Below are 23,343 nucleotides of genomic sequence, written 5' to 3' on the forward strand. Positions count from 1 at the left end.
CATGGCAGCTTCTCGCCCATGCAAACGCAAAAGCCCCGCCGGATGGATCGGCGGGGCTTTATAATGCTTCGAGATCAATCAGGTTCAGGCGATGGCCTGCAACTCCCGCACGGTGGAGCCATAGCCACCGGCGCTGACGTAATCCAGTTCCGGCGCGGTGCTGTGGCGGTGCAGCGCCTCGTTTCGATAGGGAAAGCGGCCAAACAGGCGGATAACCTCGCGGTGCGCCCGCGCGTGCAGCAGGTTCTGCGCGCCGCTCTTGTCGAGCCGCTCGTGGATCAGACGCACACAGCGTTCCTGATCGCACAGGCTCTCGGAATGCATCATCGGCAAATAGAAGAACTGCCGTGCAGGTTCATCGATTTTCAGATCCCATTTGCGATCCACTGCCGCCTTGGCCACCGCAAGCGCAATATGGTCGGATGCGAAGGCCTTTGCTTCACCACGGAACATATTGCGCGGGAACTGGTCCAGTAGAATGATATAGGCCAATGTGCCACTGGGATAGGTCAGCCACAGCGAGTAGCTCCCCTCGCAGGCATTGCGCCATGCCTGTTCAAACCGCTTTCGGATCTCTGCGTCCAGCGCATCATCTTGGCGATACCAGCCTTCTTCTCCGACCTCATCGAGCCAGAATTCCAGTATCTCTTCAGGGGCTGCCATTGGTCTTTCTCCACCGGCTGTAAAACTATCGTGACACCCCATGATGAGCCTGATTCACGGGTCGAGTACAAGTGACGTTAAGTTACAAAAAAGGCCACCTCCGTCACTTTTGTGAAGAGATGGCCAATTTTTCAGCGTGTTGGCGCTATCAGCCTGTGGCAGCGGCGTTTTCTTGCTCTTCGAGTTCCGTCTCGATGGCATATTCCTGCGCCACTTCAACCGCGACCGAGGTCACAGAGGGGCTCATGGCAGGCATGACGCCGGTCTCTTCGACGGGAATGGTCGAACGCTGCGTTGCGCGATATCCGGCGTAGGCGACTAAGACCCCCAAGAGCACGGCCATAAACAGGAAGAAGCCGTTGGGGCCAAAGACCGCGTCTGACATCAGCCAACCGATGATCACCGGACCGCTACAGGCCCCCAGCCCGTTGATGAAGATCAAACCGCCCGAGGCCGAGGCCATGTCGTCATGATCGAGGAAGTCATTGGTATGTGCCAGAAGCAGCGAGTAGAGCGGATTGATCAGCCCGCCGATGGTAAAGGCCGCAATCAGCAGCAATATAAAAGAACCGCTGAGCATCATCGCCATCACCGAGGTTACTCCGGCAATCCCGGCGACAAACATGATCAGCACACGCCGATCCATCCGGTCCGACAAGAATCCGAGCGGAAACTGCATGAACAAGGCACCGACATAAAAGCTCGCGGCAAAGAGCGAGACCTGATGTAGTTTCAGCCCGGCCTCGGTGGCGTAAACCGCCGACATACCAAACTGCGCAGAGAACACGCCGCCGATCAGGAACATCCCCACACAGCCCAGAGGGGACGCCTGCATCAGCTCGCGCAGGGTCATCCGCTTAGCAGTGTCAAAGGCGGGGGTTGGTGAAATCGACAGCAAAATCGGCGCAAAAGAGATCGAAACCGCGATAGAGGCAATCACGAAGGGCAGATACCCCGCCGGATCACCGATCAGGATAAAGCCCTGCGCGGCCACCAGCCCCAGCGTCATCACGATCATATAGAGCGACAGCGCCTTGCCGCGGTTTTCATTGTCAGCCGCATTATTGAGCCAGCTCTCCGCCGTCACATACACGCCCGAGAAACAGAAACCGACGATCAGACGGCCCAGCATCCAGATATAGGGGTTCGGCAGTGCCGGATAGATCACCATCACCGCCGAAATCAATGAGGCCAGTGCCGCAAAGACCCGTACATGGCCCACACGCCGGATCATCCCCGGCGCCACCCATGACCCCAGCAGCAGACCGACAAAATAGGTGGACATCACCAGTGACATTGTCAGGGTTGAATAGCCCTCAATGCCACCGCGCACGCCCAGGAGCGTCCCCTGCAGGCCGTTGCCCAGCATCAAAAGGCCAATCCCCAAGAGGAGCGCCCAGGCGCTCGACAGAACTTGCAGCATCTCGTCTCTTCTCCTTCGGTCAGAGTCAGGAGCCCGCGGGCCTCATGCCGCACGGTATTGTCGTAAAAACCCCGGCCCACGCCGAATAAGGAGTGGGGCAGAATGCAAACGCAAACGCCCACGCGCGCCGCAAGGTTCCAGTCATGGTCTGTTTATCGTCACCCTGACCCGGCAATACCGACTCGGGGTGGTCTTGCGGCGACCTTTCGCACAGTCGGAGCATGGGTCAACCCCCTGCCCGGCCAAGCCTGGCGAACAAGGGGAGAAATGCATACTCCGCCCGTGTCAGGGAATCAGCAGCGACGCGTCACCGTAAGAGAAGAACCGATAGCGTTCGGTTACCGCATGGGCGTAAACAGAGCGCATCCGTTCCTGTCCCATCAAGGCCGAAACCAGCATCATCAGGGTGGATTTGGGTAAATGGAAATTGGTCATCAGCGCATCGGCCACCCGAAAGATGAACCCCGGATAGATAAAGATATCCGTCTCACCTTCCCAAGGCGCAATCGCACCGCTGTCTCGCGCTGCACTTTCAATCAACCGCAGCGCCGTGGTGCCCACAGGGATCACCCGCTTGCCTGCGGTTTTGGTGGCGGCGATCTCGGCTGCGGCCTTGGCTGTCACCTGCCCCCATTCGGCGTGCATTTTGTGGCTGGTCACATCCTCGACCTTGACCGGCAGAAAGGTGCCCGCGCCCACATGCAGCGTCACATAGGTGAACTCCACCCCTTTGGCCGCGAGCGCTGCCAGCAACGGCTCGTCGAAATGCAGGCTCGCCGTCGGAGCCGCCACCGCGCCGGAACTGCGCGCCCAGACGGTTTGATAATCGGTCTTGTCCTGCTCATCTGCGGGACGTTTGGCGGCGATATAAGGCGGCAGCGGCATCGCGCCCGCCTCGGCCAATGCGGAGTCGAAATCATCGCCCGCCAGATTAAAGCGCAGCCGCCCTTGGCCCTCGACCACATCAACCAGCTCTGCCGAGAGCGTATCCGAGAAACGCACGGTTTCCCCGATCTTGATTTTCTTGAGCGGCTTCAAAAGACCACTCCAGCAGCCGTCGGCCTGCGGCTCCAGCAATGTCACCTCAATACGGGCGGACACCGGGCCTTGGGCAGAGGTGCGATGCCGCTGCCCGCTCAGCCGCGCGGGGATCACGCGCGTGTCGTTCAGCACCAGCCGGTCACCAGCATTCAGCCATTGCAGCAGATCGGTGACGCGGGCATCGGTGATCCGGTCCTGTTCTGCCACCAGCAAACGCGCCGAAGAGCGCGGCACGGCGGGCCGTGTCGCAATCAGATCCTCGGGCAGGTCGAAATCAAAATCGCTCAGTTTCATGGCTCGCGCGATACTGCGCGCCTGCGCAAAAGTCCATGGGCCATCGCACCGCGTCTCCATGCTTGGCCCCTACAAGAGGTCAGCCTAGCGCGCTTCGCGCCGCCGTATCCGCTCTTCTCGCAGTTCTTCTGCTGTTTTGCGGCGCTCTTCTTTCGGGGGTGGCGTTGCCCCCGGAGCCTTCGGGGCCTCACCGCGAAAAATCTCACGCAAGAATCCCGGCGCAATGCCCGACAGCGGATTGACGGAAACCACCGGATCCGCCGCCTTGCCTTTAACGGTAAAGGAGAACCCAAACAGCCCCTCGCCCTTGCGGGTCAGCACGCTGCCGATCGCATTGACTAGATAGATTGGCGAGAGCACCCCGCGCATGTTCATCTGACTGGTGGTGAGGTCATAAACCCCATCCATCGACAGGCCAATCGACGGCCCCACCGCCGAGGAATTGACCAGTGTCAGATACCGCGACCCAAGCCGGAAATCCGCTTCCATCGAAGTGAACAGAATGCCTTGACCGGACAGCTCATCAAACAGCCCCACAAGGCTGAGCGAGTTGATCAGAGCCGCAATCGTCGGCGTGTTTTTGACCCGGATGTTATTCACCCGCAGCTGACCGTTGTATTCGCCCGGTTGCACCGCTGGCACCATGGTCATCTCAAAACTGCCGCCATAGCCATCGCGCATCACTTCGGCGGCGCGAAATACGCCGCCCGCATCCGCAGAGCGCAGCCGCATGGCCAGCCCCCCGGCCTGTGGCACCACCACCCCTTCGACCGGGGTCAGCGTGTTCAGATTGCCGGTGAAGGAGCCGTTAAAGCCCCCAAGCGTGTCAAAGCGCCCCTGAAACCGCGACAGCGACAACTCTTGTGTCACCTGCAGCCGATCAATCGCCAATGAAATGGGCGTGTTACTGCCGCCACCACCCGCCGAGCGCCCCTCATCCCGGCTGCTGAACGGCGCGCGTTCCAGATCAATCCAGCCCCCCGTCATCGAGAGCGAAGGCGTCGCATTGCCCCGTCCCCTCAGCGTGACCGGACCCTGCAACCAGCCGCCGAGAGACACAGAGGAAAACTGCGCCTGATCCAGACCGCCGTCAGGCTTGACCGTGACCCGCCCCGCGGCGCGCAGCCCTGTGGCCTCGAGCACCAGATTTTCAATTGAGGGCGTCTTTTGCAGCACCGTGTTAAAGGACAACCTGCCCGCGCTGCCTTCGGATTTGCTCCAGCCAAGCTCTGCCAGTCGCAGACCAACCCCTTTGAGATCGCTATTCACCGAAAGTTGCACCGGCTCACCGGGCGGCAAGACCGCCTTTAGGATCGCACGCCCGCTGCCACTGACCATCCCGTCTGGCAACCCGATATTGAGCGCCTTCATGGTGCGTGGCGACAATTCAATATGGCCCTCAATGGTGCCATCCGGCGGGTTGCCGGGCCGGATGCCCTGACGCCATTTGGCCCGAATAGGCACCCCGGCAAAGGTGCCGGGCCCCGAGACGGTCACATGAGCATTGTCGCCAGAGATCGACAGCGCATCGGCGGCAATCGGATATCCGGGCACCAGCACGTCGCTCGCCACCCGCCGCAGCTGGCCTGCGTAGTGATAGTCCACCTCTGCCACATCGAGCTTTTTCTTCAATGGCATCGAGGCGGTTGCGCTCAGCTCCACTTCACCGCTGCCCAGCCCGACCGGCAGGCCGACGTTGCTCAATATGGTCAGCGGTTCACGGTTGAGGAGCGACAGGGCCGCCAATGCAGTGCCTTTCAACTCGGCCCGCAAAATCCCAAGACTGTTGTCCCCTTTCAGCGAAGTATCCGGGATAATGAATGACGTCCCCGCCAGATCCATCTGCCCGCCCTGTCTCGCAGTCACACCGCCCTCGGTGGCGGTCACAACCAGCCGCTTGCCATAGATGCTCAGTTGTCCGGCCGCCCCTTTGAGGAGCGGATAGAATTTATTGAACCTGACGGTGCCGTTTTCAAACCCGAGATCCACCGCCACAAAGGGCTTTTCCGCATCGCGACCGCGCAGCGCAAATTGGGCGTCGCGAATGTCACCCGCCAGCACATTCTCTGCAAACCAGGCTCTTGGCTTTGGCGGCGCAGACGGGGGCCACATTTCCTTGACCATCGCCACATCCAGTTGGTCGGCAGACCCTTGCAGATCGTAGCTCCAACCTTTGGCACCGGCCCGAACCTCGCCCCGCAGCAGCAGATCGGTGTCTCCCTGCTGCACCAGCGCCTCACCAAGGCGCAACCGGAAGGGCTGCAATTCCATCAGGAAATCTGCCTGTACCCCGGAAAACGCCAGAGGATCAGGATAAAGACGCAGCGGATTGACCTTGAGATCAGAGAAACTCAACTGCCCGACCAATTGCGTCAGCCTGCCATCGCGCACGCCCACCAGCTCTGCACGCCCCTCCATCTGGCCACTGACCCAGCCGCTCTCCACCGAGAGACGGGTAAACGCCAGTTCTTGGCGCGCCGGATCAAAGGTGAAAAAGCTCTGCGCCGATTGCAGCGGCACCGGCTTCAGTTGATCGTTTGGCTGGATCACGCCCGTGCCGATCTCCAAACTTGCCGTCAGCGGCAGCAGTTTGCCGTCGCTGTCCACGGCCCCGCGCAGGGCACCTGAAATCGGCGCGCGCAGCACATCCAGCCACCCGAACGCCGGGCTCTGGCTGGCGATATCGACGCTGGGCACCTGATCGACCACCACAGCGAACTCCGCCGCCGTGTCGCCAATATCCGACCGATAATTGGCATCCACCGTGCTGGCATATTCGCGCCCGCTCAAGACCGAAAAACCGGCATCAATATTGACGCTATCGCCCTCACGCGACAGCAACACCGCACCACCATCGAGCGTCCACGCGCGGTCAATACGGCGGTCAATGTAGTTCAGCGTCACCGATTGGGTCTCGACCCGCGTCACCGCCGACAGGATCGGCAGTTCCAACTGGCGATCCCATGTGTCGATCAGTTGCGGCAGGTTGCGCGCCTGCCGCAGCGGCGTTGCCCCATCGGAAAAACTGAGCGCCACCGCCCCGTCACGCCCGGTCTCAAGCGTTGCAAACAACCCCGAGAGCGAAATCAGTTTGGGTCGAAGCTGACCGCGCAGGAGCGGGCGCATGGCAAGCGCCGCCTGCGCATCCTCCAGATGCACGGCCGGGCTGCCATCGGGATAAAACAGCGTCACATCACGCAGCGAGAGCCGCGGTCGCCAGCCACTGTGCACCACCAGTTCGATCTCGCCAAACTCGATCTGCAACCCGCCCAGATGCCGCTCAATCCGCCGCTCTGCCTCGGCGCGCAACCATTGCGGCGCATCCAGTCTCTTGTCCAAAAGCACCATCGCTGCAGCCGCGAACACGGCCAGAAGCGCCACCAGCCAGACACCGCTCTTCCACATGCGCCGCCGCCAGCGCCGGGATTTGGCGGCAGGTTCTGGATCAGGTGCGGGATCGGTTCCTGAATCGGCGGGCGGCGCGTCTGTGGTGTCGGTCTCGAAGGTGTCGGTCTCGGAGGATACGTCAGGCCGCGCATCTTCTGCCGCCTCTGACAGGTCATCCTGCGGCGATGAGACGATCTGTGGTTTTCCTTCGCCCGACATGATCTATGTATGGTTCGCAACTGCAAGATTTCTTGCGCGAACCCTTGAGGAGACCCAAAACATGCTCGAACCCTCTGACCTTGCCCCCGCGTTCACCCTGCCACGCGACGGCGGCGGTGAAGTTGCCCTTTCGGACCTGAAGGGTCAGGTCGTTGTTCTGTTTTTCTATCCCCGCGATGATACGCCGGGTTGCACCAAGGAATCCATCGGATTTTCCGAACATCTGCAGGCCTTTGCCGATGCAGGGGCCGCAGTGTTTGGCATTTCCCGCGACACGGTCGCAAAACACGATAAATTCGTCGCAAAACATGGGCTTACCGTACCGCTTTTGTCAGATACCGACAGCAGCATGTGCGAAGACTACGGCGTCTGGGTGGAAAAGAACATGTATGGCCGCAAGAGCATGGGCATTGAGCGTTCGACGTTTCTCATCGACCGCGACGGAAAAATCGCCCGCATCTGGCGCAAAGTCAAAGTGCCCGGCCACGTCGAAGAGGTCCTTGAGGCGGTGAAAACCCTCTGATCAACGCCAACAAAAACCGGGCAGCTCCCGCCCCTTTTTGAGGTGCGGCAGAGCCACCCCCAAAAGCGTTGCGCCGGGCGGGGCCGCGCCGAAGGCGCGGCCCCGCCCTCCGGCGATTTGCACAGCAAAGCGCAAAACCTCCAGCCTGCAAACCTGATATTTCGCTCTGGTGCGCCTTGATCCATCTGCCCGCCTGACCGCATACACCGCACAACCCATAAGACTCAGGACGCCAATCGGACAGGACCATGACTCAAAGCTCCCTCACCCTCGCCCAGATGGCCACCGACGTGCTCAATTGTGCCGATGGGCGCGCCAAGACCGCCCTGTCGCATAAACACGCTGCCGCCTGGCGTGCATCCCGCGCAGGGGATGCCCCCGAAATTGCCATCGGCAGCGCCACGCCGCCGCTGCACCCTGCCCGCCCAGCTGAGCCAGAGCTGCTGCACCCTCGCGATGTGCCAAAACGCAAACCCGGTTCGCCGCAGGGGCGCATCGCACTGCTGCATGCGGTGGCCCATATCGAACTCAACGCCGTCGATCTGCATTGGGACATTATCGCGCGCTTTACCCATGTCCCGATGCCGCTTGGCTTTTACGATGACTGGGTCAAATCCGCTGATGAAGAATCCAAGCATTTCAACCTGATGTGCGATTGCCTTGAAAGCCTTGGCAGCCACTATGGCGCCCTGCCCGCCCATGCGGGCATGTGGCGCGCTGCCGAGGACACTGTGGATGATCTGATGGGACGCCTTGCCGTGGTGCCCATGGTACTGGAAGCGCGCGGGCTGGATGTGACCCCGGGCATGATTGCGCTTTTTCGCAAAGCCGGTGTGCAACAGGCGCTTGATGCGCTCGAAGTGATCTATGCCGAAGAGGTCGGCCATGTGGCTTACGGCGCCAAATGGTTCAATTTCCTCTGCGGGCGCGACAACCTCGACCCAAAGGCCGAGTTCCACGCATTGGTGCAGAAATATTTCCACGGCGCGCTCAAACCGCCCTTCAACGAGGAAAAACGCGCCGACGCGGGCCTGCCGCCGGACTTCTATTGGCCGCTCGCGGACGGTGAGGCCCCAGCCTACGCCCGCTAAAGACGAATCTTTTGCAAGACATGACCGCAATGCGCGAAAATCAGAGGTAAACCGCCCCATATCGGCAGTTTTCTGCCCAAGGCCAAGGAATTGCGCGACAGATTGGTCACCGGGGCGGAACAGGGTTGCTGAATGGCCACAGTCTGGCTATTTCATCTTGCCAAGGCTGGTCGTGTCGCAAAACTCCCGGAGGCAGGAGGACAGGGCCACAAAGGGATGGAATGAGGATATCGGGTCTTGCGAGGCGGAATTTACTTACGGATTCATGCATTTCTGGAGCGCCGGTTCCCCGAGCGCCGGGTTTTTCTGAAATCCGACAGTGATACGCGCTTTATAAGGTTAAGCTCCGAAACCCAGATCGTCGCCGTTGCAGGGCTTACCGTTTTTGTCTCATGGGCCATTGTCGCCACCGCCATCGTCCTGATGGACAGCATTGGTTCCGGCAATTTCCGCGACCAAGCACGGCGTGACCAGCAGGTCTATCAGGAACGCCTGAACGCACTCTCTACGGAACGCGACCGCCGCGCCGAAGAAGCGCTGGCAGCGCAGGATCGTTTCAACTCCGCGCTGGCGCAGATCTCCACCATGCAGTCTGAACTCTTGGCCTCTGAGACCCGTCGCCGGGAACTGGAAACCGGCATCGACATCATCCAGACCAACCTACGTGAAACGATCAGCGAGCGCGAAGCCCTGAAACGCTCGGTGCGGGACCTGCGTGAACAGACAGCACCGGACAGCCCGGAACAGGTGCTGGCCGCCACCGCTCCCGAGCAGCTGGACTTCCTCACCACCGCGCTCTCAGAGACGGCCGCAGAGCGCGACCAGATCGAAGCGGACGCCCAGTCTGCGCTGGCTCAACGGGATGATCTGGAACTGGAACTGGCGCTCACCGCGCAGCGCAACGATCAGATCTTCCGCCAACTTGAAGAAGCAATGGCCATTTCGGTGGAGCCGCTGAACAAGATGTTCTCCTCTGCCGGCCTGCCCCCGGATCGCATTCTGGAACAGGTGCGCCGTGGCTATAACGGCGAAGGTGGCCCGTTGGAGCCCTTGTCGCTCTCCACCCGTGGCGAGGAGCCAAGCCCCGACGAGACGCGCGCCAATGCGCTGCTCAACCAGATGAGCCAGCTCAACCTCTATCGTATTGCCGCAGCACAAGCGCCCTTTTCTGTGCCCGTGAACCTTGGCCAAGTGCGCCAGACCTCGGGCTTTGGCTACCGCCGCGACCCCAAAACTGGCGGCCGCAGGCTCCATAAAGGGTCGGATTTTGCTGGCGGCACCGGCACCGATATCTTTGCCACCGCTGACGGTGTGGTCACCCATGCGGGCTGGTCCTCGGGCTATGGCAAACTCGTCAAAATTCAGCATGCCTTTGGCATCGAAACCAGATATGCCCATAATTCCAACCTCCGCGTCAAAGTCGGCCAAAGGGTCTCGCGCGGGGATCACATTGCTGATATGGGTACTACCGGACGGTCCACCGGGACCCACCTCCATTACGAGGTCAGGGTCAATGGCAAACCCGTAAACCCCATGATCTATATCAAGGCTGCGAGAAATGTTTTCTAAGAGCAAAATCAACGAGCCCGGCCCGAAACAAGCCGACACCACCACGGCAACCCCGGCCTCCAGCCCGGCGCCCACTTCGAGCAGCGCATCCACCGGCGCAAGCGACTACAGCAAGCCCGCCGCGCCCAAGGCAAAGCCGCCTGCATCGCTGCTGAGCTCCGATCTGCACATCACCGGCAACGTAAAAACCACCGGTGACATTCAGGTCGAAGGCACAGTTGAGGGTGACATCCGCGCACACCTGCTGACCATCGGTGAAAGCGCCACCATCAAAGGCGAAATCACCGCCGATGACGTGGTCATCAACGGTCGCATCGTGGGCCGCGTCCGTGGCCTGAAGGTGCGCCTGACCTCCACTGCACGGGTCGAGGGTGACATCATCCACAAGACCATCGCAATCGAATCCGGTGCCCATTTTGAGGGTTCCGTGCAGCGTCAGGACGACCCGCTCAGCCCCGGCAAAGCCGCCAAAGCACAGGCCGCACCGACCGCAGCCGCTCCGGCAACCGCACAGGGCTAACTCCCTTTTGCGAGGGCGCTATCGTCCTTCAGCGACAGTTTTCCAAAGGCGTCGGATCACTCCGGCGCCTTTTGGTTTTTTATGAATTTGATCCGTTTGTATGATCAGCTGCACGCACAGCTGATTTTCTGTGCGAGTATATTTCAACGGAGGCTTACAATGAGTGACTCAGAAACAGAGTTTCACAAGATAGGCGACGCAATAGACAATGCTGTCCGCTCTCAGATGTTTGGAAAGAAATGCTATAAAATCAACAACAAAGCATTCGTTTGCCTGTTCCAAGACGTAATGGTTTTTAAGCTCCCGCCTCCACACCACCAAGACGCCATATCACTGGAAGGTGCCAAACTGTTTGACCCATCTGGCAAGGGCCGCCCCATGAAAGAATGGGTTCAGCTTGGTATGGAACATCAGGCGCATTGGGGTGATTTTGCTCGCACGGCCTGTGCCTATGTGACGCAAAGCTGAAACGATCTGACATATTCCCTGCCTCGGCCCTGAAAAATCTCCTTGGTGGCGTAGCTCTCCCCGGTTAGTTTCCGCTCAAAGTTTCTCAGTCCAGGATTTTTACATGCCCTTTATTCTCGGCGCTCTCGCCCTTCTGGCCGGAGCATGGTTCTGGCTTCACCGCGCGCGCAACGCCGCCCATATGACCAGTGATTTACTCGATATGGCGGCTGATGTGCGCGCTGCCGCCCGCCGCTTTGGCTTTCGACGGCAGGTCAACGTGCATCCCGTAGAGCAAATCGAGGACCCAAAGGTTGCCATTGCCGCCATCGGTGTGAGCTTTCTCGAACTCGATGACTACCCCACCGCCGAGCAGCGCGATGCTTTGGTGCGGGGGCTGCGCGATGGCTTTCATGTCAGCCATAAGGACAGCGAAGAATTGGTGGTCCTCGGGCGCTGGATCATGACCCAATGCGGCGATGCGGCTCAAGCGGTGCCACGCCTGTCACGCAAGCTATATAAGCTGAGTGGTCAGCGCGACTTCAACGCTTTGGTTGAGATTGTGCAGGATATTGCAAAATACGGCAAAGGCGAGCTCACATCTGCGCAGCGCTCTGCTCTTGAGGATCTGCAACGCGGCCTGAAGCTCGCGTAGTTTCTCGCGTAGGCCACGGCAGATCCCACCTGCCCCCGCTGCGCGGCCGCGCGGCGCCCGGCCCAAAGGCCGCTGCCGTGCCCGGCGTCAGCCGGGGACCCCAGCGGACACGGGAGCGCGCCCCTCCCCTCTGAGCGCCCCAGATCAAACACAAAGCCCCGCAGCATCATACTGCGGGGCTTTGGTATTCCTTGGTCGCCAGCACCTTACTCGGTGACGGTGACCTTGGTCATCACATCGGGCTTGCCGGTGATGGCACCGGACCGCGGATGGCCGCGTTTGATCTGATCCACCACATCCATGCCTTCGGTGACACGGCCCACAACGGTATATTGACCGTTCAGGAAGTGACCTTCGTCAAACATGATGAAGAACTGCGAATTGGCGCTGTCGGGATCTTGCGAGCGCGCCATGCCCACAACACCGCGATCAAACGGCACATCCGAGAACTCCGCAGGCAGATTGGGGCGGTCAGACCCACCGGTGCCCGCATAGCGCATGTCAGAGCCCAAACGGCCGTTTTCGACATCGCCCGTCTGCGCCATGAAACCATTGATCACCCGGTGAAAGACCACACCGTCATACTGACCCTCATTGGCCAGCGCGGTGATCTGCTCCACATGTTTGGGGGCCACATCTTCCAACAGGTCGATCACGATGGTGCCATTGGCCTCCCCCTCGACCTGGATTTCCAGACCGGTGGCAAACGCAGGCGACGCGGCCAGCAGGGCCAGTGCGCTCAGGTGCTTAAGCATCGGCTGCCACCTTGACGGAGATCATCCGGTCCGGGTTCGCAGGCGGCTCGCCACGGGTGATCGCATCCACATGCTCCATGCCCTCAATGACACGGCCATAGACGGTGTACTGACGGTTCAGGAAGTGGTTGTCCTTGAAGTTGATAAAGAACTGCGAGTTGGCGGAGTTCGGGTTCGACGAGCGCGCCGCGCCCAGCGTGCCACGGTCATGCGGCAGGCCAGAGAATTCCGCCGGCAGGTCTTTTTTGTCAGAACCACCGGTGCCTGCGCGGTTCAGATTGAACCCGTCTTCCATGTCGCCATGCTGCACGTCGCCGGTCTGCGCCATGAAGCCGTCGATCACGCGGTGAAACGCCACGTTGTCGTACTGGCCTTCACGCGCCAGTTCTTTCATCCGGTCACAATGCATCGGCGCCACGTCAGGCAGCAGCTCGATGACGACATTGCCGTCCTTCAGCTCGACGATGATGGTGTTTTCGGGATCCTTGATCTCGGCCATGAGGCCCTCCTGTCACATTCGTATTGCCGGAATACCTAAAGTCCATGCTCGCGCTTGCCAAGGGAACAATGCGCGCAAGCGCAGGCGTCGGCAGGAACCTGACAGGAGTGTGAAGATCAATGCGGCTTTGGGGCGGATGCCGCGCCGGATCAAGGATTGCCCGCGCCCTTTGGTCTGACCATTGACTGAGGCCCGGAAACACAGGACACAGGCGCAAGACTTTGACTTTTCTGTACCTGCCCCCTGCGCAGGTACGCCCGTTACCAAAGAGGAGCCGGACATGGGCTGGAAGACACTCGACGACATGGAGCTTGAAGGCAAAACCGTTCTGACCCGCGTGGACATCAACGTCCCGATGGAGAACGGCAAGGTCACCGACGACACCCGCATCCGTCGTCTGGTGCCGACCATCTCTGACCTCCTGGCCAAGGGTGCAAAGCCCGTGCTTCTGGCCCATTTTGGCCGCCCCAAGGGTCAGGTGGTGCCCGAGATGTCGCTGCAACCGCTCGTTCCCGCGCTGGAGGCCGCCTTTGGTGCCCCGGTGATGTTTGTCGCCGATTGCCGTGGTCCTGCGGCTGAGGGCGCGATTGCGGCGCTACAACCGGGCCAGATCCTGCTGCTCGAAAACACCCGCTTTCACGCGGGCGAAGAAAAGAACGACGCAGACCTCGCAGACGAGATGGCGAAGCTCGGCGATATCTACTGCAATGATGCGTTCTCCGCCGCCCACCGCGCCCATGCCTCGACCGAGGCGCTGGCGCGTCTGTTGCCCTCTTGTGCGGGGCGTTTGATGGCGGCCGAACTCAAGGCGCTCGAAGGTTCGCTTGCCACACCCGAGCGCCCCGTGACGGCGGTTGTAGGTGGCGCAAAAGTGTCGACGAAACTGGATCTGCTGGGCAATCTGGTGGCCAAGGTCGACACGCTGGTGATCGGCGGCGGCATGGCCAACACGTTTCTTGCGGCCCAAGGCATCGACGTGGGCAAATCGCTCTGCGAGCATGACATGACCGGCACTGCCAAGGATATCATGGCCCGCGCCGAGGCGGCGGGCTGCACCATTTTGCTGCCGTCTGACGTGGTGGTGGCGCGTGAATTCAAGGCCGGTGCCGAGAATGAAACCGTCCCTGCCGATGCCTGCCCTGCGGATGCGATGATCCTTGACGCAGGCCCGGCGTCGGTTGCGGCCATCGCCACCGTTTTTGCCGACAGCAAGACCCTGATCTGGAACGGCCCGCTCGGCGCCTTTGAGATCGCGCCCTTTGATATTGCCACCAACACTGCCGCGCAAAAGGCCGCCGACTGTACCAAGGCAGGCACATTGATCTCTGTCGCAGGCGGCGGTGATACGGTGGCCGCGCTCAATCAGGCCGGTGTTGCAGAAGACTTCAGCTATATCTCCACCGCGGGGGGCGCTTTCCTTGAATGGATGGAGGGTAAGGTTCTGCCCGGCGTCGCAGCGCTGCAAGCGTAAATCTCGGCGCTCCACGCATCCTGAAAACCGTTCACTTGCCGCGTGTCATGTGCGGCGGGTGAACTCGGGAAAATTGAAACTACTATTTCGCCATCCCTGACGGTTCATCCAAACACTGCCCACCTCTGCCAACGATCTTTTAACGGTCGCGGCGGTAAGGTTTCGGCAAGTTATGGGCAATTTTGCTCATATGGAATGATGGACTACCGGTATGAGCAACTTTTCTCTACGCAAGCAAGTTTTCTTTTTTGCCAGCATATTTATTGCCATGATCCTGATCACCGCGACTATTTCGTGGTTCACCAATCAGCGCATGGCCAGCGCCACCTACCATTACCGCGCTGTCAGCACCCAGAGCAAAAGCCTCGACGCCATCAAGGAAGACATCGAACAAGGGATTGGCGATCTGCTGTCCTACACCGTCGGCGTGCCCGAAGGCCTGAACGATCTGCGGGGTAACATTCAGGAAATCCGTGACGAACTCGCCAAGGCCGACGCCAATTTCAAATCCACCCCGGTTGTGGCCGCCCGTGACAAGGCCGCATATGATGCGCTGATTGCCACCTCGGCGCAGCTCGATCAGATCGAAGCCACCCTGCTCAAGGTCGAAGCCGCCGAGGGCGAGGCGCAGCTCAGTCTGGTCTTTGATCAGGTGTTTCCCGCCACCGGCGCGGTCCGCGATGTGGTGGACAGCCTGCAGGACAAGCTCGCCCAGACAAGCATAGATGTCCGCGACGAGGTCGATGCGCTGATCAGCTTTAGCCAGCTGTTGCAGATCATCGCGAGTGCAGCCGCCACATTGATCGCGGTGGCCGTCGCCTTTGCCTTTGGCCGCAAGCTCAGCCAGCCCGTGACCGACGCGGCCCAGACGATCGCAGCACTTGCGCAAAAGGACTATGATGCCGAGATCACAGGCACCGAGCGCGGCGATGAGATGGGCGTGATCGCGCGCAACCTGCAGGATCTGCGCAGCCAACTGGCCGACGCCGACGCGCTTGAACGCCAAAACGCCAAGGAAAACGCCCGCCGGGTGGAGCTGTTTAACGTCCTGGGCGCGGCCATGAGCGGCCTCAAGAGCGGCGCGCTTGACCAGACCATCCCGGCCGGTCACTGGGCGGATCTCGGGCCCAGCTACACCGCGCTTTGCGATGACTTTAACGCGCTTTCCGTATCGCTCTCGGATCTCGTCGCGCAGCTCAACCAAAGCTCTTCTGTGGTGGCCCAAAACGCCCGCGAAATGGAGCGGATGTCGGATCAGATGTCGCAACGCGCCGAAACGCAGGCCGCCACCCTCGAAGAAAGCGCCGCCGCGCTGGAGGAAATGTCTGCCTCGGTTCAATCCAGCGCCGAGCAGGCACAGGCTGCGGACCGCGAGGTCGACGAAGGCCGACGCCGCGCGGAACAAGGTGGCGAGGTGATGGAACAGGCCCGTCAGGCCATGGCCTCCATCGCGGAATATTCCGCCCGGATCACCCAGATCATCACCTCGATTGACGACATCGCGTTCCAGACCAGCCTGCTGGCCCTCAACGCAGGGGTGGAGGCCGCCCGCGCAGGCGAAGCGGGTCGCGGCTTTGCGGTGGTTGCCTCGGAGGTGCGTGGCCTTGCCCTGAAGGCTGCGCAATCTGCAAGCGAAATCAAACAGTTGGTTCAGGATAGCTCCAATCAAGTGGATGAGGGCGAACGCCTCGTGCAAGCCACTGCTGAAACCCTGGCCCAGATTGTCGAAAGCGTCACCAATGTCTCCGGCATGGTTTCCGCCATCGCAGCCTCCTCTGGCGAGCAGGCCGCTGGTATCAAAGAGATCAACATCGGTGTGGCACAACTGGACAAGGTCACACAGGAAAACGCCGCGATGGTGCAGGAAACCTATGGTGCAAGCCAAGAGATGCGCACCCAAGCCACCCGCCTCACCGATCTTCTGCAGAGCTTTACCGGTGGGCAGGAAAGCACCAGCACCGCAGCTCCCGCCCGCGCAGCCTGATCCACAAGACATCTCCTTATACATCCCGGCGCATCCTCTGCGCCGGGTATCTTTGTTGCAAACCCTTCTAACAGGTTGGCATTGACCGCAAAACGAGCGCGGCCCATGTCATAAAACCTGCCACGTCGCTCTATCGTCACGCATAGAACACCCCGGCAACGGTCGAGTGTGCAGACGCGAAACACATGTTATGCTTGAATATTGAAACATGTTGGGGTGATGTCTCACCGATGGGAAATCTACTGTTTATCTGCGGCAAGGGCCGAAAAAGAAGTCCAACTGCTGCGTCCATTGCGGCGGAACATCTCGGTCAGCCAACTGATTTTGCGGGACTAAGCGCAGTTTCAGACGAACGCGTCAGTCGCGATCACTTGCTGTGGGCCGACACGATTGCGGTGATGGAAAAGTCCCAGCTTTCCCGGCTCAAGCGTCACATGGGATCTCACCTCAAGGGCAAGCGCATTGTCTGCCTCGACATTCCGGACACCTATGAATTCATGCAACCGGAACTGGTGGAGATCGTTCGGTCGAAACTTAAACGTATCGTTCGTTAAAGAAACACGCGCTCCAGCGCCAAACTGCGTCACTTTGGACCGCCAGAGGTATTCTCGCCTCGCACGTCTCCTGCCAAAACGACAAGCGGCTTACCCAACTGTCCCGTGATTGCGACACCTTTGGGAATTAACACTTTTGGGAATTCACAGGCATCTGTGCTTATGCCATAACCCTCTCAGACGTCGGACCAACCGGCGCGCCCGAGCAATATTTACAGGCCCTTCAACGTGACGCGAAAACCCTCGCCCTCTTTGGGCACTCTGCTGTTCTTTGCTGCGGCGTTCCTGCTGAGCGCTTATTTCACCTTTGCCGCTGTGCAAGGCGATTTTGGCCTGTTCCGCCGGGTAGAGCTACAAGCCGAAGCCGACGGCCTGACCAAGGATCTGGAGCGGCTGGAGCTGGAAATCGCGCGGATGGAGAACCTCACCCGCCGCCTCTCCGACGATTATCTTGATCTCGATCTGCTGGACGAACAGGCGCGCTCCATGTTGGGTATGGCCCGCGCGGATGAGATTATCGTCGACTGATCGCCATAACGGCATCTGCCCTGCCCATGCTCTGACGTACCCGCTGAGTTCTGTGTGGGCGCGACCGCCGCTCTTCTCCACGCCCGATCATTGCGCCACGATGGCTGCGATGTGACCGTTTGAACAGGGCGGCACTCCCCCACAACTCAGGCTTGATTTTGCCTGTCCAACCGGTCACGCTACCCAGAGATAAACCACCCATCCGTTCATCTGCGCCACAGCGCTTGTGCAGGTATTTGCAGCTGTCGTTGCAGGATCTGATTTTGGCAATATTTCCAGCGAAATAAAGCCAGATGTGGAGCGTATCCACATTATTCCTCGCATGCAGGAACAAAATGCTTTATGAGATAGTTTAGTGTTAAACTACCTTAGCTTTAGGGGGAGCAAGCCGTTATGGCCGCAAGAAAAAGCGCTCAAAAATCAAATGTTTCCGCCGAAGAACTGACCAAATACTACCGCGAGATGCTGTTGATCCGGCGATTCGAGGAAAAGGCAGGTCAGCTCTACGGCATGGGGCTGATTGGCGGCTTCTGCCACCTCTACATCGGTCAGGAAGCGGTTGTGGTCGGCCTTGAAGCCGCAGCCGAAGAGGGCGACAAGCGCGTCACCTCTTATCGCGACCACGGCCACATGCTGGCCTGCGGTATGGACGCAGGCGGTGTGATGGCCGAACTGACGGGCCGCGAGGGCGGCTATTCCAAGGGCAAGGGCGGCTCCATGCATATGTTCTCCAAGGAGAAACATTTCTATGGCGGCCATGGTATCGTCGGCGCGCAGGTGCCGCTGGGTGCGGGCCTTGCATTTTCCGACAAATACAAAGGCAACGACCGTGTGACCTTCACCTATTTTGGCGATGGTGCGGCGAACCAGGGTCAGGTCTATGAGACCTACAACATGGCGCAGCTCTGGGATCTGCCGGTGGTCTTTGTGATCGAGAACAACCAATATGCCATGGGCACCTCCGTCCAGCGCTCGACCAAATCCCCGGCTCTGTGGAAACGTGGCGAGGCCTATGGCATCGCGGGCGAAGAAGTCGACGGCATGAATGTGCTGGCGGTCAAAGAAGCCGGTGAGCGCGCCGTCGCCCACTGCCGCGCTGGCAAAGGCCCCTATATTCTCGAGGTCAAAACCTACCGCTATCGCGGCCACTCCATGTCGGACCCGGCAAAATACCGGACCCGCGAGGAGGTGCAGAAAATGCGCGAAGAGCGTGACCCCATCGAGCAGGTCCGCGAAATGCTGCTGACCGGCAAGCATGCCACCGAGGAAGACCTCAAGGCGATCGACAAGGAAATCAAGGATATCGTCAATAAATCCGCCGATTTCGCCAAAGAAAGCCCCGAGCCCGCGCTTGAGGAGCTTTGGACCGATATTTACGCCGACGACATTCCGCAGAAAAGCGCCTGAGGGAGAGACCAAGATTATGGCAACTGAAATTCTGATGCCCGCCCTGTCGCCGACCATGGAGGAAGGCACGCTGGCCAAATGGCTGGTCAAGGAAGGCGATACCGTGAACTCTGGCGATATTCTCGCCGAGATCGAAACCGATAAAGCCACCATGGAATTCGAGGCTGTCGACGAAGGCATCGTCGGCAAGATCCTCATTCAGGAAGGCAGCGAGGGCGTGAAGGTAAACACCCCCATCGCGATCCTCGTGGAAGAGGGCGAAAGCGTGGAGGAGGCTGTCGCATCCGCACCTGCGGCGGGCGGAGAAGCGCCAGCCGCCGAGGCTCCTGCGGAGCCCGCGCCGACCGTCGCTGCAGCCGCGGCCCCGGCTGCGCCCGAGGTGGATGAAAGCCCCGATTATCCCGAAGGCACCGAGGTGGTCAGCCAGACTGTCCGCGAAGCCCTGCGCGACGCCATGGCCGAAGAGATGCGCGGCAATGAAGACGTCTTTGTCATGGGCGAGGAAGTCGCCGAATATGAAGGCGCATACAAGATCACCCAGGGCTTGCTGGATGAGTTCGGCGCCAAACGCGTGATCGATACCCCGATCACCGAGCACGGCTTTGCCGGGATCGCCACCGGCGCGGCCTTTGGGGGCCTGCGCCCCATCGTGGAGTTCATGACTTTCAACTTCGCCATGCAGGCGATTGACCATATCATCAACTCTGCGGCCAAGACGCTTTATATGTCCGGCGGTCAGATGGGCGCACCTATGGTGTTCCGCGGCCCCAACGGTGCAGCCGCGCGTGTGGGCGCACAGCACAGCCAGGACTACGCTGCGTGGTACATGCAGATCCCCGGCCTCAAGGTGGCGATGCCCTACTCTGCCGCCGACGCCAAGGGCCTGCTGAAATCGGCGATCCGCGACCCGAACCCGGTGATCTTCCTCGAAAATGAGATCCTCTACGGCAAGTCGTTCGATGTGCCGAAACTCGACGATTACACCGTGCCCTTCGGCAAGGCTAAGATCTGGCGCAAGGGCGACGATGTCACCATCGTGTCCTTCGGCATCGGCATGACCTACGCCCTGCAAGCTGCTGATAAACTGGCCGAGGAAGGCATCAACGCCGAGGTCATCGACCTGCGCACCCTGCGCCCGATGGACCTGCCCACCGTGATCAAATCTGTGATGAAGACCAACCGTCTGGTCACCGTCGAGGAAGGCTGGCCGCAGGGCTCGGTTGGCTCTTATATTGCCTCGGAGGTGATGCAGCAGGCGTTCGACTACCTCGACGCGCCCGTCATCACCTGCACCGGCAAGGACGTGCCGATGCCCTATGCCGCCAACCTTGAAAAACACGCACTGATCACCACCGAAGAGGTGATCGAAGCCGTGAAACAAGTGACCTACCGCTAAGGAGAGCAAGGATGCCCACTGAAATTCTCATGCCCGCCCTCTCTCCCACCATGGAGGAAGGCACGCTGGCAAAATGGCTGGTCAAGGAGGGCGACACCGTCTCCTCCGGCGACCTGATTGCCGAGATCGAGACCGACAAGGCGACGATGGAATTCGAGGCCGTGGACGAAGGTGTCGTCGGCAAGATCCTGATTGCCGAGGGCTCCGAGGGGGTGAAGGTCAACACCCCCATCGCGGTCCTGCTGGAGGATGGTGAAAGCGCTGATGATATCGACACATCAGCGGCCAAACCAGAAGCGGCCCCCGCCGCTGACGCGGCTCAGGAGGCGGCCTCCGAAGGGGGCTCCGACGCAGCCGCTGCCCCCGCCGCCGCAAGCGCAACCCCTGCCCCAGCGGCACCCGCTGCGGCAGATGGTTCGCGCATCTTTGCCTCGCCCCTGGCGCGTCGCATCGCCGCCGACAAGGGTCTCGACCTGAGCGCCATCAAAGGCTCCGGCCCGCGTGGACGCATCATCAAGGTCGATGTGGAAAACGCCACCTCCGCCCCGAAGGCAGAGGCCAAAGCCGCCCCCGCTGCCGCTCCGGCTGCTGCCGCCGCACCTATTGGCCCCTCCGCCGATGCGGTCGCCAAGATGTACGAGGGTCGCGATTACGAGGAAGTCAAACTCGACGGCATGCGCAAGACCATTGCCGCGCGTCTCACCGAGGCCAAGCAGACCATCCCGCATTTCTACCTGCGCCGCGACATCCAACTCGACGCGCTGCTGAAATTCCGCTCCCAGCTCAACAAGCAGCTGGAACCGCGGGGCGTCAAACTCTCCGTCAATGACTTCATCATCAAGGCCGTGGCGCTGGCGCTGCAATCGGTGCCCGACGCCAATGCAGTCTGGGCCGGGGATCGCGTGCTCAAGATGAAAGCCTCCGATGTGGCCGTTGCGGTCGCGATTGAGGGCGGTCTGTTCACACCGGTTCTGCAGGATTCCGATATGAAGTCGCTCTCGGCACTCTCGGCAGAGATGAAAGACCTCGCCACCCGCGCCCGCGATCGCAAGCTTGCGCCGCATGAGTATCAGGGCGGGTCTTTTGCGATCTCCAACCTCGGCATGTTCGGCATCGACAATTTCGACGCCATCGTGAACCCGCCGCATGCGGGCATTCTGGCCGTCGGCTCCGGCGTCAAGAAACCCGTGGTGGGCGCGGATGGCGAGCTGACCGTCGCCACCGTGATGAGCGTCACCATGTCGGTGGATCACCGCGTGATTGACGGCGCACTTGGTGCGGACCTCTTGAAGGCGATCGTCGACAATCTGGAAAACCCGATGGTGATGCTGGCCTAAAGCGCAATCCGAAAAGTGGGGACCGGTTTTCGGATCACATTGCGCGCCGAATATGTGGATAGAGCATCGCCCTCGTTGCAAGTTTGCTGGACGATGCTCTAAGCCTCACCCTCTACCAAAACTGCAAAAGGGCACCAGTGGGTGCCCTTTTGCCATTTAGTAACAGTCATATCCGCGCCAACAGAAGGGTCAGATTATTTCCCGCCCAGCACTTGGTTCATGCTGACCGAGGGCTGATCACAACCTGCCTCGCCCACAATCTTCGCGGGCACCCCGGCCACGGTCTTGCAAGGTGGCACCTCCTGCAGCACCACAGACCCCGCCGCGATCCGGGAGCAATGACCGATGCGGATATTGCCCAGAACCTTGGCCCCGGCGCCGATCAGCACGCCGTCCTCGATCTTGGGGTGGCGGTCCTCTTCTTCCTTGCCGGTGCCGCCCAGCGTGACGGAATGCAGCATGGAGACATTGTCGCCCACCACCGCTGTCTCGCCGATCACGATGGAATGGGCGTGGTCGATCATGATGCCCTTGCCAATCTTTGCCGCCGGGTGAATGTCGACGCCAAAGATCTCGGAAATCCGCATCTGGAAGAAATAGGCCAGATCCCAGTCGCCCTGCTGCCAGAGCCAATGGCCGACACGGTAGGCCTGCACCGCCTGATAGCCTTTGAAATAGAGGATCGGTTGCAGCAGCCGGTGGCAGGCCGGGTCGCGCTCATAAACCGCCATCAGGTCCGCACGCGCTGCCTCAACCAAGGCTGGTTCCGCCTCATAGGCACCATCGACGATCTCGCGCAGGATCACCATCGACATCTCATTGGAACAGAGCTTGGCCGCAATCCGATAGCTCAACGCCTTATCAAGCGCTTTGTGGTGCAAAATACAGGCGTGAATCAGCCCCCCCATCAGGGGTTGTTCGGCGACTGCGGTCTCGGCTTCCTCGGTAATCCGGCCCCACACGGGGTCGATCTGCCTGACGGCCTTATGCGTGTCCAACATCGGCTTGGTCCTTCTGGCGCGGTCGCTCCGCGCAAGCTCCGGGCGAGATACCGGCTTATTCCGGCACCATGGGTTCCTAACCTATCGATCTATGACGTCAATTGCCAAGCGCAATCCCGTGATGCCCCCCATCATCACGAGAAATGTAACAATGAGGCAAAAACCCTTGTTTACTTACGGCAATTTCCCGCAAACCCTGCGTGAATGCCCGAGATACCCACTTGTCAAGAATCCAATTTCCAGTCAAAAGAGGACTGCAACCTTATACTTTCGAAGTTTCGTCTACCCGACCGCTCTCGACGTTAAGCTGCCGGGTCGCCGCACGTTGCGGGCGACAAAGACCAAAAGGAACTTTGAAAATGGCTAATGGCACCGTGAAGTGGTTCAACTCCACCAAAGGTTACGGCTTCATCGCGGTTGAAGGCCGCTCCAACGACGTGTTCGTGCACATCTCCGCAGTGGAACGCTCCGGTCTGACCGGTCTGGCCGATGGCCAGGCGGTGACCTTCGAAATCCAGTCCGGTCGTGACGGTCGCGAATCCGCATCCGATCTGCAACTGGCCTAAGGGCTGGTTTTGG

At 60.1% G+C, this 23,343-nt stretch carries 21 protein-coding genes; 14 read left to right on the forward strand and 7 right to left on the reverse strand.

All coding sequences use genetic code 11. The annotated features are described in order from the left end of the window. Nucleotides 1–84: 84 nt before the first annotated feature. The 4 genes from UB90_RS14910 to UB90_RS14925 form a co-directional block, all read right to left on the reverse strand. Nucleotides 85–663, reverse strand: a complete 579-nt coding sequence (locus UB90_RS14910) for a DUF924 family protein (RefSeq protein WP_065323963.1) — start codon at nt 661–663, stop codon at nt 85–87. 148 nt (nt 664–811) lie between these two features. After that, nucleotides 812–2,086 carry an MFS transporter gene (locus UB90_RS14915; protein ID WP_065323962.1) on the reverse strand — a complete coding sequence of 425 codons (1,275 nt, stop codon included), beginning with the start codon at nt 2,084–2,086 and terminating at the stop codon, nt 812–814. Nucleotides 2,087–2,371: 285 nt separating this feature from the next. Next, nucleotides 2,372–3,421, reverse strand: coding sequence for a tRNA preQ1(34) S-adenosylmethionine ribosyltransferase-isomerase QueA (gene queA / locus UB90_RS14920; RefSeq protein WP_065323961.1), 1,050 nt, complete (start codon nt 3,419–3,421; stop codon nt 2,372–2,374). Nucleotides 3,422–3,505: 84 nt separating this feature from the next. Further along, on the reverse strand, nt 3,506–7,027 hold the full coding sequence (locus UB90_RS14925) for a YhdP family protein (protein ID WP_065323960.1): 3,522 nt from the start codon (nt 7,025–7,027) through the stop codon (nt 3,506–3,508). A 61-nt stretch (nt 7,028–7,088) separates the two neighbouring features. Between UB90_RS14925 and UB90_RS14930 the strand changes: the two genes are divergently transcribed. The 6 genes from UB90_RS14930 (at nt 7,089) to UB90_RS14955 (ending at nt 11,832) form a co-directional block, all read left to right on the forward strand. Next, the gene (locus UB90_RS14930) at nt 7,089–7,550 is read left to right on the forward strand and encodes a peroxiredoxin (protein ID WP_065324103.1); all 462 of its coding nucleotides are present in this window, start codon (nt 7,089–7,091) and stop codon (nt 7,548–7,550) included. Nucleotides 7,551–7,798: 248 nt separating this feature from the next. Continuing rightward, nucleotides 7,799–8,641 carry a ferritin-like domain-containing protein gene (locus UB90_RS14935; protein ID WP_009178949.1) on the forward strand — a complete coding sequence of 281 codons (843 nt, stop codon included), beginning with the start codon at nt 7,799–7,801 and terminating at the stop codon, nt 8,639–8,641. Nucleotides 8,642–8,878: 237 nt separating this feature from the next. Further along, nucleotides 8,879–10,210 carry a M23 family metallopeptidase gene (locus UB90_RS14940; protein ID WP_009178696.1) on the forward strand — a complete coding sequence of 444 codons (1,332 nt, stop codon included), beginning with the start codon at nt 8,879–8,881 and terminating at the stop codon, nt 10,208–10,210. Then, the gene (locus tag UB90_RS14945; RefSeq protein WP_065325774.1) at nt 10,200–10,730 is read left to right on the forward strand and encodes a bactofilin family protein; all 531 of its coding nucleotides are present in this window, start codon (nt 10,200–10,202) and stop codon (nt 10,728–10,730) included. The genes UB90_RS14940 and UB90_RS14945 overlap by 11 nt, the downstream gene beginning before the upstream one ends. Nucleotides 10,731–10,889: 159 nt before the next feature. Continuing rightward, nucleotides 10,890–11,198: a hypothetical protein gene (locus UB90_RS14950; protein ID WP_065325775.1), complete on the forward strand. Its 309-nt coding sequence runs from the start codon at nt 10,890–10,892 to the stop codon at nt 11,196–11,198. 103 nt (nt 11,199–11,301) lie between these two features. After that, complete coding sequence (locus UB90_RS14955; protein WP_009179238.1) at nt 11,302–11,832, forward strand: tellurite resistance TerB family protein; 531 nt, start codon at nt 11,302–11,304, stop codon at nt 11,830–11,832. Nucleotides 11,833–12,038: 206 nt separating this feature from the next. Here the strand turns inward: UB90_RS14955 and UB90_RS14960 are convergent, their stop codons facing one another. Next, entirely contained in the window at nt 12,039–12,587 is a 549-nt protein-coding gene (locus UB90_RS14960; protein ID WP_065325776.1) for a peptidylprolyl isomerase, read from the reverse strand. Next, complete coding sequence (locus UB90_RS14965; RefSeq protein WP_005634594.1) at nt 12,580–13,086, reverse strand: peptidylprolyl isomerase; 507 nt, start codon at nt 13,084–13,086, stop codon at nt 12,580–12,582. Before UB90_RS14965 ends, UB90_RS14960 begins: the two co-directional genes overlap by 8 nt. A gap of 280 nt (nt 13,087–13,366) precedes the next feature. On the opposite strand from UB90_RS14965, the gene UB90_RS14970 reads away from it, so the two are divergent. From UB90_RS14970 to UB90_RS15000, 7 genes are all read left to right on the forward strand, one after another. After that, nucleotides 13,367–14,557 carry a phosphoglycerate kinase gene (locus tag UB90_RS14970; protein WP_065325777.1) on the forward strand — a complete coding sequence of 397 codons (1,191 nt, stop codon included), beginning with the start codon at nt 13,367–13,369 and terminating at the stop codon, nt 14,555–14,557. A gap of 211 nt (nt 14,558–14,768) precedes the next feature. Continuing rightward, nucleotides 14,769–16,541, forward strand: coding sequence for a methyl-accepting chemotaxis protein (locus UB90_RS14975; RefSeq protein ID WP_065325778.1), 1,773 nt, complete (start codon nt 14,769–14,771; stop codon nt 16,539–16,541). A gap of 230 nt (nt 16,542–16,771) precedes the next feature. Continuing rightward, nucleotides 16,772–17,095, forward strand: a complete 324-nt coding sequence (locus UB90_RS14980; protein ID WP_065332027.1) for a low molecular weight protein tyrosine phosphatase family protein — start codon at nt 16,772–16,774, stop codon at nt 17,093–17,095. A 228-nt stretch (nt 17,096–17,323) separates the two neighbouring features. Then, on the forward strand, nt 17,324–17,623 hold the full coding sequence (locus UB90_RS14985) for an FtsB family cell division protein (RefSeq protein ID WP_065325780.1): 300 nt from the start codon (nt 17,324–17,326) through the stop codon (nt 17,621–17,623). Between the two features lie 393 nt (nt 17,624–18,016). Continuing rightward, nucleotides 18,017–19,030, forward strand: coding sequence for a pyruvate dehydrogenase (acetyl-transferring) E1 component subunit alpha (pdhA, locus tag UB90_RS14990; RefSeq protein WP_005654260.1), 1,014 nt, complete (start codon nt 18,017–18,019; stop codon nt 19,028–19,030). 16 nt (nt 19,031–19,046) lie between these two features. Then, the gene (locus UB90_RS14995) at nt 19,047–20,426 is read left to right on the forward strand and encodes a pyruvate dehydrogenase complex E1 component subunit beta (RefSeq protein WP_065325781.1); all 1,380 of its coding nucleotides are present in this window, start codon (nt 19,047–19,049) and stop codon (nt 20,424–20,426) included. An 11-nt stretch (nt 20,427–20,437) separates the two neighbouring features. Continuing rightward, nucleotides 20,438–21,763 carry a pyruvate dehydrogenase complex dihydrolipoamide acetyltransferase gene (locus UB90_RS15000; RefSeq protein WP_065325782.1) on the forward strand — a complete coding sequence of 442 codons (1,326 nt, stop codon included), beginning with the start codon at nt 20,438–20,440 and terminating at the stop codon, nt 21,761–21,763. Between the two features lie 194 nt (nt 21,764–21,957). Here the strand turns inward: UB90_RS15000 and cysE are convergent, their stop codons facing one another. Then, nucleotides 21,958–22,764, reverse strand: coding sequence for a serine O-acetyltransferase (gene cysE, locus UB90_RS15005; protein WP_005633353.1), 807 nt, complete (start codon nt 22,762–22,764; stop codon nt 21,958–21,960). Nucleotides 22,765–23,123: 359 nt separating this feature from the next. On the opposite strand from cysE, the gene UB90_RS15010 reads away from it, so the two are divergent. After that, the gene (locus tag UB90_RS15010) at nt 23,124–23,330 is read left to right on the forward strand and encodes a cold-shock protein (protein WP_009178753.1); all 207 of its coding nucleotides are present in this window, start codon (nt 23,124–23,126) and stop codon (nt 23,328–23,330) included. The last annotated feature ends 13 nt before the right edge of the window (nt 23,331–23,343 follow it).

Source organism: Tritonibacter mobilis (assembly GCF_001681715.1).
Lineage (GTDB): Bacteria > Pseudomonadota > Alphaproteobacteria > Rhodobacterales > Rhodobacteraceae > Epibacterium > Epibacterium mobile.

Excerpts from the sequence above, each read along its gene's own strand:
- UB90_RS14910 (WP_065323963.1), bottom strand. The coding sequence starts at position 663 with ATGGCAGCCCCTGAAGAGATACTGGAATTCTGGCTCGATGAGGTCGGA.
- UB90_RS14915 (WP_065323962.1), bottom strand. The coding sequence starts at position 2,086 with ATGCTGCAAGTTCTGTCGAGCGCCTGGGCGCTCCTCTTGGGGATTGGC.
- queA (WP_065323961.1), bottom strand. The coding sequence starts at position 3,421 with ATGAAACTGAGCGATTTTGATTTCGACCTGCCCGAGGATCTGATTGCG.
- UB90_RS14925 (WP_065323960.1), bottom strand. The coding sequence starts at position 7,027 with ATGTCGGGCGAAGGAAAACCACAGATCGTCTCATCGCCGCAGGATGAC.
- UB90_RS14930 (WP_065324103.1), top strand. The coding sequence starts at position 7,089 with ATGCTCGAACCCTCTGACCTTGCCCCCGCGTTCACCCTGCCACGCGAC.
- UB90_RS14935 (WP_009178949.1), top strand. The coding sequence starts at position 7,799 with ATGACTCAAAGCTCCCTCACCCTCGCCCAGATGGCCACCGACGTGCTC.
- UB90_RS14945 (WP_065325774.1), top strand. The coding sequence starts at position 10,200 with ATGTTTTCTAAGAGCAAAATCAACGAGCCCGGCCCGAAACAAGCCGAC.
- UB90_RS14950 (WP_065325775.1), top strand. The coding sequence starts at position 10,890 with ATGAGTGACTCAGAAACAGAGTTTCACAAGATAGGCGACGCAATAGAC.
- UB90_RS14955 (WP_009179238.1), top strand. The coding sequence starts at position 11,302 with ATGCCCTTTATTCTCGGCGCTCTCGCCCTTCTGGCCGGAGCATGGTTC.
- UB90_RS14960 (WP_065325776.1), bottom strand. The coding sequence starts at position 12,587 with ATGCTTAAGCACCTGAGCGCACTGGCCCTGCTGGCCGCGTCGCCTGCG.
- UB90_RS14965 (WP_005634594.1), bottom strand. The coding sequence starts at position 13,086 with ATGGCCGAGATCAAGGATCCCGAAAACACCATCATCGTCGAGCTGAAG.
- UB90_RS14970 (WP_065325777.1), top strand. The coding sequence starts at position 13,367 with ATGGGCTGGAAGACACTCGACGACATGGAGCTTGAAGGCAAAACCGTT.
- UB90_RS14975 (WP_065325778.1), top strand. The coding sequence starts at position 14,769 with ATGAGCAACTTTTCTCTACGCAAGCAAGTTTTCTTTTTTGCCAGCATA.
- UB90_RS14980 (WP_065332027.1), top strand. The coding sequence starts at position 16,772 with ATGGGAAATCTACTGTTTATCTGCGGCAAGGGCCGAAAAAGAAGTCCA.
- pdhA (WP_005654260.1), top strand. The coding sequence starts at position 18,017 with ATGGCCGCAAGAAAAAGCGCTCAAAAATCAAATGTTTCCGCCGAAGAA.
- UB90_RS14995 (WP_065325781.1), top strand. The coding sequence starts at position 19,047 with ATGGCAACTGAAATTCTGATGCCCGCCCTGTCGCCGACCATGGAGGAA.
- UB90_RS15000 (WP_065325782.1), top strand. The coding sequence starts at position 20,438 with ATGCCCACTGAAATTCTCATGCCCGCCCTCTCTCCCACCATGGAGGAA.
- cysE (WP_005633353.1), bottom strand. The coding sequence starts at position 22,764 with ATGTTGGACACGCATAAGGCCGTCAGGCAGATCGACCCCGTGTGGGGC.
- UB90_RS15010 (WP_009178753.1), top strand. The coding sequence starts at position 23,124 with ATGGCTAATGGCACCGTGAAGTGGTTCAACTCCACCAAAGGTTACGGC.